The 11,128-nt window shown below is 69.5% G+C and carries 7 protein-coding genes; all 7 read right to left on the reverse strand.

Features of this window, described 5'->3' with window-relative positions; translation table 11 throughout:
* Positions 1–202: 202 nt before the first annotated feature.
* On the reverse strand, positions 203–1,396 hold the full coding sequence (gene tuf / locus LPA42_RS24565; protein WP_043965499.1) for an elongation factor Tu: 1,194 nt from the start codon (positions 1,394–1,396) through the stop codon (positions 203–205).
* Positions 1,397–1,618: 222 nt separating this feature from the next.
* On the reverse strand, positions 1,619–3,715 hold the full coding sequence (fusA, locus tag LPA42_RS24570; RefSeq protein ID WP_077938297.1) for an elongation factor G: 2,097 nt from the start codon (positions 3,713–3,715) through the stop codon (positions 1,619–1,621).
* Between the two features lie 76 nt (positions 3,716–3,791).
* The gene (rpsG, locus tag LPA42_RS24575; RefSeq protein ID WP_077938296.1) at positions 3,792–4,262 is read right to left on the reverse strand and encodes a 30S ribosomal protein S7; all 471 of its coding nucleotides are present in this window, start codon (positions 4,260–4,262) and stop codon (positions 3,792–3,794) included.
* A 1-nt stretch (position 4,263) separates the two neighbouring features.
* The gene (gene rpsL / locus LPA42_RS24580) at positions 4,264–4,638 is read right to left on the reverse strand and encodes a 30S ribosomal protein S12 (RefSeq protein WP_014440718.1); all 375 of its coding nucleotides are present in this window, start codon (positions 4,636–4,638) and stop codon (positions 4,264–4,266) included.
* A 610-nt stretch (positions 4,639–5,248) separates the two neighbouring features.
* Positions 5,249–5,617 (reverse strand): DUF4190 domain-containing protein, encoded by a 369-nt coding sequence (locus LPA42_RS24585; protein WP_043966510.1) that lies wholly within the window; start codon positions 5,615–5,617, stop codon positions 5,249–5,251.
* Between the two features lie 1,046 nt (positions 5,618–6,663).
* Entirely contained in the window at positions 6,664–7,032 is a 369-nt protein-coding gene (locus LPA42_RS24590; RefSeq protein WP_043965490.1) for a hypothetical protein, read from the reverse strand.
* Positions 7,033–7,198: 166 nt separating this feature from the next.
* Positions 7,199–11,086: a DNA-directed RNA polymerase subunit beta' gene (locus LPA42_RS24595; protein WP_077938295.1), complete on the reverse strand. Its 3,888-nt coding sequence runs from the start codon at positions 11,084–11,086 to the stop codon at positions 7,199–7,201.
* Positions 11,087–11,128 lie beyond the last annotated feature (42 nt).

The following is an 11,128-nucleotide window of genomic DNA, read 5'->3' on the forward strand; positions in this document are numbered from 1 at the left end:
TCAATGGCGCCGATCGCGTTCACCGCGACCCGGACGCCGTGCGAGGGTGGTTGGCCGCACAGTGGCAGGCCAACCACCCTACGCGCGACTGTTCAACGACCCGGAGGTCCAGCGGATGCCGGACACGGGCGAGGAACTGCCGTTACGCAACCTGACTAGTATGCCGCACGACCGGCGGCGACGCTAATCGGGGTTACCCAGTTCACTTGACGATCTTGGTGACCCGACCCGCGCCGACCGTACGGCCACCCTCCCGGATCGCGAACTTGAGGTTTTCCTCCATCGCGATGGGCTGGATGAGCTTGACGCTCATCGTGGTGTTGTCGCCCGGCATGACCATCTCGGTGCCCTCGGGCAGCGTGACGACGCCGGTGACGTCCGTGGTGCGGAAGTAGAACTGCGGGCGGTAGTTCTGGAAGAACGGGGTGTGCCGGCCGCCCTCCTCCTTGGAGAGGATGTAGACCGTCGCCTCGAACTCCGTGTGCGGGGTCGTGGTGCCCGGCTTGATGACGACCATGCCGCGCTCGACGTCCTCGCGCTTGGTGCCACGCAGCAGGAGACCGACGTTCTCACCCGCGCGCGCGTCGTCCAGGGTCTTCCGGAACATCTCGATCGCGGTGACCTTGGTCTTGAAGCCCTTCTCGCGGATGCCGACGACCTCGACGTCCTCGTTCGGGAGCAGCACGCCACGCTCGACACGACCGGTGACGACGGTGCCACGACCGGTGATCGTGAAGACGTCCTCGACAGGCATGAGGAACGGCTTCTCGGTCTCGCGCTCCGGCTGCGGGATCGCGGTGTCGACCGCGTTCATCAGCTCGAGCAGCTTCTCGGTCCACACCGGGTCGCCCTCGAGCGCCTTCAGCGCGGAGACCTGCACGACCGGCAGGTCGTCGCCCGGGTACTCCTGCGAGGAGAGCAGCTCGCGGACCTCGAGCTCGACGAGCTCCAGGAGCTCGGCGTCGTCGACCATGTCGCTCTTGTTGAGCGCCACGACGATGTACGGCACACCGACCTGACGGGCCAGCAGCACGTGCTCGCGGGTCTGCGGCATCGGGCCGTCGGTCGCCGCCACCACCAGGATCGCGCCGTCCATCTGCGCGGCACCGGTGATCATGTTCTTGATGTAGTCGGCGTGCCCGGGGCAGTCGACGTGCGCGTAGTGCCGCGCCTCGGTCTGGTACTCGACGTGCGCGATGGAGATCGTGATGCCGCGGGCCTTCTCCTCCGGCGCCTTGTCGATCTCGTCGAACGGGGTGTACGGGTTCAGGTCCGGGAACTGGTCGTGCAGGACCTTGGTGATGGCCGCCGTCAGCGTCGTCTTACCGTGGTCGATGTGACCAATGGTGCCGATGTTGACGTGCGGCTTAGTCCGCTCGAACTTCGCCTTCGCCACTGGTGTCCTCCTGTGGACTTCTTGGTTCTTCTCGCCCCGGCACGCCAGGTAGGCGCTTAGGACTCTGTCGACAGCCTTTCCGGCCTGACGGCCGGAGAGCTTTTGTGGGTTCTGCGGCGATGAAGCCTACAGGCCCGGTCTCACACAACCCGACCGAGGTGGCCGCGGGCGGGAGTCCCTCCCGCGACCAGCCCCGATTCATCGGATCAGCTCAGGCGAGCGTCACTCACCAGTCGCCTTGGCGATGATCTCCTTGGCCACCGAGGCCGGAATCTCGGCGTAGGAGTCGAACTGCATGCTGTAGCTAGCCCGGCCCTGGGTCTTCGACCGCAGGTCGCCGACGTAGCCGAACATCTCCGACAGCGGCACCAGCGCCCTCACGATGCGGGTGCCGCTGCGCTCCTCCATCGCCTGGATGATGCCACGGCGGGAGTTGAGGTCGCCGATGACGTCACCCATGTTCTCCTCAGGAGTGGTGACCTCGACGGACATCACCGGCTCCAGCAGCGCCGGGTCGGCCTTGCGGGCCGCCTCCTTCAGCGCCATCGAGCCAGCGATCTTGAACGCCATCTCGGACGAGTCGACCTCGTGGTACTGGCCGTCCACCAGGGTCAGCTTGACACCCACCAGCGGGAAGCCGGCGAGAATGCCGTACTGCATGGCGTCCTGGGCGCCCGCGTCCACCGACGGGATGAACTCCCGGGGGATGCGGCCACCCGTGACGGCGTTCGCGAACTCGTAGGTCGGCGAGTCGTTGTCCAGCGGCAGCGGCTCCAGGCTGATGATGACCCGGGCGTACTGGCCGGAACCACCGGTCTGCTTCTTGTGGGTGAACTCGACCTTCTCCACCTTGCGGCGGATGGTCTCGCGGTACGCCACCTGCGGCTTGCCGATGTTCGCCTCGACGTTGAACTCGCGGCGCATCCGGTCGACCAGGATGTCCAGGTGCAGCTCGCCCATGCCGGAGATGACCGTCTGGCCGGTCTCGTCGTCCAGCTTGACGCGGAAGGTCGGGTCCTCCTCGGCCAGCCGCTGGATGGCGGTGCTGAGCTTCTCCTGGTCGGCCTTGGTCTTCGGCTCGATGGCGACCTCGATGACCGGCTCCGGGAAGGTCATCGACTCCAGGATGACCGGGTTCGCCGGGTCGCACAGCGTGTCACCGGTGGTGGTCTGCTTGAGACCCTGCACCGCGATGATGTCGCCAGCCTGGGCCGAGCCGCGCTCTTCCCGCTTGTTGGCGTGCATCTGGTAGATCTTGCCGATGCGCTCCTTGCGGTCCTTGGTGGAGTTGACCACCTGGGACCCCGACTCGACCACGCCGGAGTAGACCCGGACGTAGGTGAGCTTGCCGAGGTGCTTGTCGGTCTGGATCTTGAAGGCGAGACCGGAGAACGGCTCCTTCTTCGAGGGCTTCCGCTGCAGCGGCGTCTCGCCGTCGGTCGCGGTGCCCTCGATGGCCGGGATGTCCAGCGGCGACGGCAGGAAGTCGACCACGGCGTCGAGCATGGGCTGCACGCCCTTGTTCTTGAACGCCGAGCCGCACAGCACCGGGTTGGCCTTGCTGGCGATCGTGGCCCGCCGGATGGCGGCCTTGATCTCCTCGACGGAGATCTCCTCGCCCTCCAGGTACTTCTCCATCACCGCGTCGTCGACGTCGGCCAGGGTCTCCATCAGCTTCTCGCGCCACTCCGCAGCGGAGTCGGCGAGGTCGGCCGGGATCTCCTCGATCGCGTAGTCCTCACCCTTCTGGGTCTCCCCGCGCCAGGTGAGGGCACGCATGCCGATCAGGTCGACGACACCGATGTGGTCGCCCTCGAGCCCGATCGGGATCTGGAGCACCAGCGGGGTCGCGTTCAGCCGGTCGATCATCATCTGGACGCAGCGGAAGAAGTCCGCGCCGGTCCGGTCGAGCTTGTTGACGAAGCACATCCGCGGGACGTTGTACTTGTCGGCCTGACGCCAGACGTTCTCCGTCTGCGGCTCCACGCCGGCCACGCCGTCGTAGACCGCGACCGCACCGTCCAGCACCCGCAGCGACCGCTCGACCTCGACCGTGAAGTCGACGTGACCGGGCGTGTCGATGATCTGGATCGTGTGGCCCTTCCACTCACACTTGGTGGCAGCGGAGGTGATGGTGATACCACGCTCCTGCTCCTGCTCCATCCAGTCCATGACGGCAGCGCCCTCGTGGACCTCACCGATCTTGTACGTGATACCGGTGTAGAAGAGGATCCGCTCGGTGGTAGTGGTCTTACCGGCATCGATGTGCGCCATGATGCCGATGTTGCGTACGTTGGCGAGCGCGTCTGCGGCGGCCACTTCAATCCCTACTTATCGTCGTCTCGACACAACTGGTGGTGGTTCCGGCGCCACGCGGGCGCCGGAACCAGATGTGTTACCAGCGGTAGTGCGCGAAGGCCTTGTTCGACTCGGCCATCTTGTGCGTGTCCTCGCGCCGCTTGACGGCGGCACCGAGGCCGTTGCTCGCGTCCAGCAGCTCGTTCATCAGCCGCTCGATCATGGTCTTCTCGCGCCGGGCGCGGGAGTAGGTGACCAGCCAGCGCAGGCCCAGGGTGGTCGCCCGGGCCGGCCGGACCTCGACCGGGACCTGGTAGGTGGCGCCACCGACACGGCGGCTGCGCACCTCGAGGGTCGGCTTGACGTTGTCCATCGCCCGCTTCAGGGTGACGACCGGGTCGGTGCCGGACTTCTCGCGGCAGCCCTCCAGGGCCGCGTACACGATGCGCTCGGCGAGCTGGCGCTTGCCGCGCAGCAGGATCTTGTTCACCAGCTGGGTGACCAACGGCGAGTTGTACACCGGGTCAGCGACCAGCGGCTTCCGCGGAGCGGGTCCCTTACGCGGCATCTCAGCTCTTCTCCTTCTTCGCGCCGTAACGGCTGCGCGCCTGCTTGCGGTTACGGACACCCTGGGTGTCCAGCGAACCGCGGACGATCTTGTAACGCACGCCGGGGAGGTCCTTCACCCGGCCGCCGCGGACGAGCACGATGGAGTGCTCCTGCAGGTTGTGACCCACGCCCGGGATGTAGGCGGTCACCTCGATCTGGCTGCTGAGCTTGACACGAGCGACCTTGCGCAGCGCCGAGTTCGGCTTCTTCGGGGTGGTGGTGTACACACGGGTGCACACGCCGCGCCGCTGAGGGGAACCCTTCAGCGCCGGGGTCTTGGTCTTACTCGTCTTCGCCTGGCGGCCCTTTCGGACCAGCTGCTGGATCGTGGGCACCGGGTTTCTCCGCTCCCTTCGGCCGCCTTCCGGCGACCGCGCCGTCTGCTCGTAGCCATCCCTCGTGGAAAGGCTCTCCTACATTCCGGCCAGGCCCGCCTTGCGGAGGTCCCGGCACCCGCGGTCGGGCGTGTCGCCCGGCTCACGGTCCCGGTGCAGCCGCTCGCGCGCGCACCGGATTTCTGTCACCGGCACACGGTCACCGCGCGCCGGGTCTTCTGGCTCTCTGTCGTGCTGCCGCGCGATCACCGGGAACCCGGTTCCGACGCACGCACGAGTTGCCCGGGCGAGCCCGGGCACAAGGGGAAAGAGTACCTATCACAGCCGCACAGGTCAAAACGGAGAGGTCCCGGAGATCAGCGTCACCGCCCTGCCGGCCGAACCGTCGCGCCTGCCCACTTGCGATGGGCACCTACAGAAACAAGTGTAACGGCTACCGCGGCACCCGGCCCGTCGGCCCTGGGTAACGCCGCCGCCCCGCCCTGCCTCTGAGCCGCCATGTCGGCGACATGGCGGCATCCAGGCACCCTCGACCCCGCCATGTCGCCGACATGGTGTCGATCAAGCCGGACCAGCCGGAGGACGGGGCGGCCCCAGCACGGGCGGAGACTCAGCTCAGGGCGAGCAGCAGCCCGAGGCCGAGGCCCAGCAGGCTGAGCACCACGCCCACCACGCCGCAGCTGATCCCGGCCACCGCCAGCCCCCGGCCCGTGAAGCGCACCGCCGGCGGGGGTGCCGGACGCCGGATCTGCCGCCGGCCGAGCGCACCGGCCACCACCGCCGCCGTGCCGGCCAGCAGCCCGAGGACCGCGAACACACCGGCGGCCCAGGCCCCCTGGCTGCCGGCGGTCGCCCCGAGGCAGATCACCAGGAGCGACACCAGTGCGGAGGCGATGCCCGCCACCAGTGACCCGATCGCGAGCCCGGACGTCACCGGGGGCACGTCGAGATGCACCACGCCGAACGGGGTGCCCGGCACCGGGTCGACCCGCTTGGGCGGTCGGGCCGCGTCCTTCGGCGGCGGGGGCACCGCCCCCCGGCCAGCGCCCGGTCCGCCCCAGCCGCCGCCTGGTCCGCCCCAGCCGCCGCTCGGTCCGCCCCAGCCGCCGCTCGGTCCGCCCCAGGCACCGCCCGGCGCCTGACCCGGGTAGCCGCCCGGCGCGCCCCCCGGATGGGTGGTCGTGCCGGGGTGCCCCGGCCAGGAAGCGGGAGCCGGATGCGGCCCGGCCGCCGACTGTGGCGCGTGGCCAGGCTGCACGAAGGAAGCCGACTGCGCGGGAGAAGCCGGCGATGCCGGGGGGCCCGGCTGCACGAAGGAGGCCGGCTGCACGAAGGAGGCCGGCTGCACAGGGGAAGACGGCTGCGCGAAGGAAGCTGGCGGCGCCGGGGGGCCCGGCTGGGCAGGAGAGGCCGGTGGTGCCGAGAGACCCGGATGCGCGGGCGGAACCGGCTGCGACGCGGAACCCGACGCCGAGGGGGACGGCGACGCGGCGGGGCCCGGCTGCGCCGAGGGAGACGACTGCGCGGCGGGGGACCACGGCTCGGGCGAAGTCGGCGGTGCGGCGGGGGCCGGCGGTGGCCCGGAACTCGGCTGCGCGGCGTCGCCGGCCCCCGGGCCTGGGCCGAACTGCGGCGGGGAGCCGGCCGCCGGGCCGGGACCCGGCCCAGGAAACGGGTCGGGCTGCGGGAACGCGCCGGCAGAGGGGCCGGTGCTCCCGATCGGCGGGGAGGCCGACGAAGGCGAGACCGACGGCGGGGCGGGGACGGTAGGGATGCCCGGTGCCCCCGGATCGGTGCCGGCGGCGGGCCGGGCCCACGGGCTCTCCTCCGGCGCTGCCGGCGACCCCGCCGGATCCGGGTGCGCGGCGGATCCCTCCGCCGACTCGCCCGAGGGCCGCGCCGGTTCCGTCACGAGGGCCTCCTGTCACCGGTCGTCGTCCACCGCCGCGCGGCGGACACCGGCCAGGCTACCGTCGCCCGGCCAGCCCCGTGGGCGCGCGTCGGCGTCTCCCCCGCGCGGGACGGTCAGTCCACGTTCGGGGCGTAGTCGTGCCCGAACGGCGCTCCGGCCAACCGCACCAGGCCGATCACCAGGGCCGCCACCACGGCCGCCGCGACCAGGACCAGCCCGGCCCAGGCCAGGCGCTCCCCGCGTCGCAGCCAGGCCGCGCCGGTGAGGAAACCCCCCGAGGCGTACGCCTCACGGCGGGCCTGCCGGGCCAGCACGAGAGCGAGCGTGGCCGGCACCACCCCGCCGACGAAGAGCCCGGTCAGCGCGCCCATCAGGCCGAGCGCGAAGACCGCCCGGGCCTTGCTGGAGCGCACCGGGTCGGGGTCGAGCGGATGGCGTGCCCCGTGCGGGGCGACGGGCACCTGCCCGGGTGCGATCGTCATGCCCTCCATCATGCCCGTCCCCCGCGACGATCCCAGCCGACCACGGAGAGATAGCGGTATCCCGGGCCGGCGACCCCGCCAGCTCGGCGACATGGCGGTGTCGCACGGCCCGACGCGACGAGGCCCCCGGCGGTGCGCCGGGGGCCTCGTCGTCAGTGCGTGATCTTTAGCGGTACGACCCGAAGTCGAAGTCGTCCAGCGGCACGGCCTGCCCGCTGGCCGGCCCGAAGCCGTAGTCGGTCTCCGGGTATCCGGTCATCGAGTAGACCTTGGCCTTGGCCTCCTCGGTCGGCTCGACCCGGACGTTGCGGTACTTGCTGATGCCCGTACCGGCCGGGATGAGCTTACCGATGATCACGTTCTCCTTGAGGCCGATCAGCGAGTCGCTGCGGGCGTGGATCGCCGCGTCCGTCAGCACCCGGGTGGTCTCCTGGAAGGAGGCCGCCGACAGCCAGGAGTCCGTGGCCAGCGAGGCCTTGGTGATACCCATCAGCACGGGGCGACCGGCGGCGGGCTCGCCGCCCTCGCCGACGAGCCGGCGGTTCTCCGACTCGAACAGCGCCCGGTCGACCAGCACGCCCGGCAGGAACTCGGTCGAGCCGGAGTCGATGACCGTCACCCGCTTGAGCATCTGGCGGATGATGATCTCGATGTGCTTGTCGTGGATGAGCACACCCTGCGAGCGGTAGACCTCCTGGACCTCCTGGGTCAGGTGGACCTGGACCGCGCGCGGGCCGAGGATGCGCAGCAGCTCGTGCGGGTCGATGGTGCCCTCGGTGAGCTTCTCGCCGACCTCGACGTGGTCGCCGTCGTGGGCCCGCAGCCGGACCCGCTTGGAGATCTTGTCGTAGACGATCTCGTCGGAGCCGTCGTCCGGCACCACGATGATCTTCCGCGACCGCTCGCCGTCCTCGATCCGGATCCGGCCCGGGGTGTCGGCGATGGGCGCCTTGCCCTTCGGGACGCGGGCCTCGAAGATCTCCTGGACCCGGGGCAGACCCTGGGTGATGTCCTCACCCGCGACACCACCGGTGTGGAACGTACGCATCGTCAGCTGCGTACCGGGCTCACCGATCGACTGGGCGGCGATGATGCCGACCGCCTCGCCGACGTCCACGGTCTTGCCGGTCGGCAGCGAACGGCCGTAGCACGCACCGCAGACGCCCAGCTTCGACTCGCAGGTGAGCACGCTGCGCACCCGCACCGTCTCCGTCCCGGCGGCGACGATCGCGTCGACCAGGATGGAGTTGATGTCCTGGCCCCGGTGGGCGACGACCGTGCCGTCCGGGCCCTTGATGTCGTCGGCCAGGGTCCGGGCGTGGACGCTGGTCTCGGCGTGCTCGTGGACGTACAGCTTGCCGTCGCGCCGCTCGCCGATCTGCATCGGGATGGCCCGGTCGGTGCCGCAGTCCTCCTCGCGGATGATGACGTCCTGCGAGACGTCCACCAGACGACGGGTCAGGTAACCCGAGTCGGCGGTCCGCAGCGCGGTGTCGGCCAGACCCTTACGGGCACCGTGCGTGGAAATGAAGTATTCCAGCACGGAGAGACCCTCCCGGTACGACGCCTTGATGGGTCGCGGGATGATCTCGCCCTTGGGGTTGGCCACCAGACCACGGATCGCGGCGATCTGGCGGAGCTGGAGCAGGTTACCGCGGGCACCCGAGTTGATCATCTTCCACAGCGGGTTCTCCTGCGGCAGCGCGGTGTCCATCTCCTTGGCGACCTCGTTGGTCGCCTTGGTCCAGATCTCGATGAGCTCGCCGCGACGCTCCTCGGCGGTCATCAGACCACGCTGGTACTGCTTGTCGATCCGGTCGGCTTCCTTCTCGTACCGCTCCAGGATCTCCCGCTTGCGCGGCGGAGCGATGACGTCCTCCATGCCGATCGTCACCCCGGACCAGGTGGCCCAGTGGAAACCGGCCTCCTTGAGCCCGTCGAGGGTCGCGGCGAGGGCGACCTTCGGGAAGCGCTCGGCGAGGTCGTTGACGATCGCGGAGAGCTGACCCTTGCGGATCTCGTAGTTCACGAAGCGGTAGCCCTGCGGCAGCGTCTCGTTGAACAGCACCCGGCCCAGGGTGGTCTCGACGGTGAGCGGCTCACCCTCGACCCAGCCCTCCGGCGCGACCCACGGCTGCGCGCCGGCGCCGTTGTCGACCCCGACCAGCCCGCGCAGCCGGATCCGCACCGGCGCCTGCAGGTGCAGCTCGCCGGCGTCGAACGCCATCCGCGCCTCGGCGTCCGAGCTGAACGCCCGGCCCTCGCCCTTCTCACCGGTGGTGAGGTGGGTGAGGTGGTAGAGGCCGATGACCATGTCCTGGGTGGGCATGGTGACCGGCTTACCGTCGGCCGGCTTGAGGATGTTGTTCGACGACAGCATCAGGATCCGCGCCTCGGCCTGCGCCTCGGCGGACAGCGGCACGTGCACCGCCATCTGGTCGCCGTCGAAGTCGGCGTTGAACGCGGTGCAGACCAGCGGGTGGATCTGGATGGCCTTGCCCTCGACCAGCTGCGGCTCGAAGGCCTGGATGCCCAGGCGGTGCAGGGTCGGCGCGCGGTTGAGCAGCACCGGGTGCTCGCCGATGACCTCTTCCAGCACGTCCCACACGACCGGGCGCTGCCGCTCGACCATCCGCTTGGCGGACTTGATGTTCTGCGCGTGGTTGAGGTCGACCAGCCGCTTCATCACGAACGGCTTGAACAGCTCCAGCGCCATCTGCTTGGGCAGGCCGCACTGGTGCAGCTTCAGCTTCGGGCCGACCACGATGACCGAACGGCCGGAGTAGTCGACGCGCTTGCCGAGCAGGTTCTGCCGGAACCGGCCCTGCTTGCCCTTGAGCATGTCGGACAGCGACTTGAGCGGGCGGTTACCCGGGCCGGTGACCGGCCGGCCGCGGCGGCCGTTGTCGAACAGCGCGTCGACGGCCTCCTGGAGCATCCGCTTCTCGTTGTTGACGATGATCTCGGGCGCGCCGAGGTCGATCAGCCGCTTGAGACGGTTGTTCCGGTTGATCACGCGGCGGTACAGGTCGTTCAGGTCGGACGTCGCGAAGCGGCCACCGTCGAGCTGCACCATCGGGCGCAGGTCCGGCGGGATGACCGGGACGCAGTCCAGCACCATGCCGAGCGGCGAGTTGCGGGTGTTCAGGAACGCCGCGACGACCTTGAGCCGCTTGAGCGCCCGGATCTTCCGCTGGCCCTTGCCGGAGCGGATGGTCTCGCGCAGGCTCTCGGCCTCGGCGTCGAGGTCCATGTTCTGGACCAGCGCCTTGATCGCCTCGGCGCCCATGCCGCCCGTGAAGTACTCGCCGAACCGGTCGCGCAGCTCCCGGTAGAGCAGCTCGTCGGTGACGAGCTGCTTCGGCTCCAGCTTGCGGAAGGTGTCGAGCACCTCGTCGAGGCGGTCGATCTCGCGCTGGGCCCGGTCGCGGATCTGGCGCATCTCGCGCTCTCCGCCCTCCTTGACCTTGCGCCGGACGTCCGCCTTCGCGCCCTCGGCCTCCAGCTCGGCCAGATCGGCCTCCAGCTTGGCGGCCCGCTTCTCGATCTCCGAGTCGCGGCTGTTCTCCGACTGCCGCTTCTCGGCGAGGATCTCGTTCTCGATGGTCGAGAGGTCACGGTGACGCGACTCGGCGTCCACGCTCGTCACGACGTACGAGGCGAAGTAGATGATCTTTTCGAGGTCCTTCGGGGCGAGGTCCAGCAGGTAGCCCAGCCGGCTCGGCACGCCCTTGAAGTACCAGATGTGGGTCACCGGAGCGGCCAGCTCGATGTGCCCCATGCGCTCCCGGCGAACCTTGGAGCGGGTCACCTCGACGCCGCAGCGCTCGCAGATGATGCCCTTGAACCGGACCCGCTTGTACTTACCGCAGTAGCACTCCCAGTCCCGCTGCGGACCGAAGATCTTCTCGCAGAAGAGCCCGTCCTTTTCCGGCTTGAGGGTGCGGTAGTTGATCGTCTCGGGCTTCTTGACCTCGCCGTGCGACCACTGACGGATGTCGTCGGCGGTGGCGAGACCGATGCGCAGCTCGTCGAAGAAGTTGACGTCGAGCACTATGTCCCCTATGTCGTCGTCTTTACAGCTAGATCACGGGCG

The organism is Micromonospora sp. DH13, from assembly GCF_020873825.1.
GTDB lineage: Bacteria > Actinomycetota > Actinomycetes > Mycobacteriales > Micromonosporaceae > Micromonospora > Micromonospora haikouensis.

Bases quoted from the DNA above. Each gene is read 5' to 3' on its own strand.
- rpsG (WP_077938296.1), bottom strand. From the start codon at position 4,262: ATGCCGCGTAAGGGACCCGCTCCGCGGAAGCCGCTGGTCGCTGACCCG.
- LPA42_RS24590 (WP_043965490.1), bottom strand. From the start codon at position 7,032: ATGACGATCGCACCCGGGCAGGTGCCCGTCGCCCCGCACGGGGCACGC.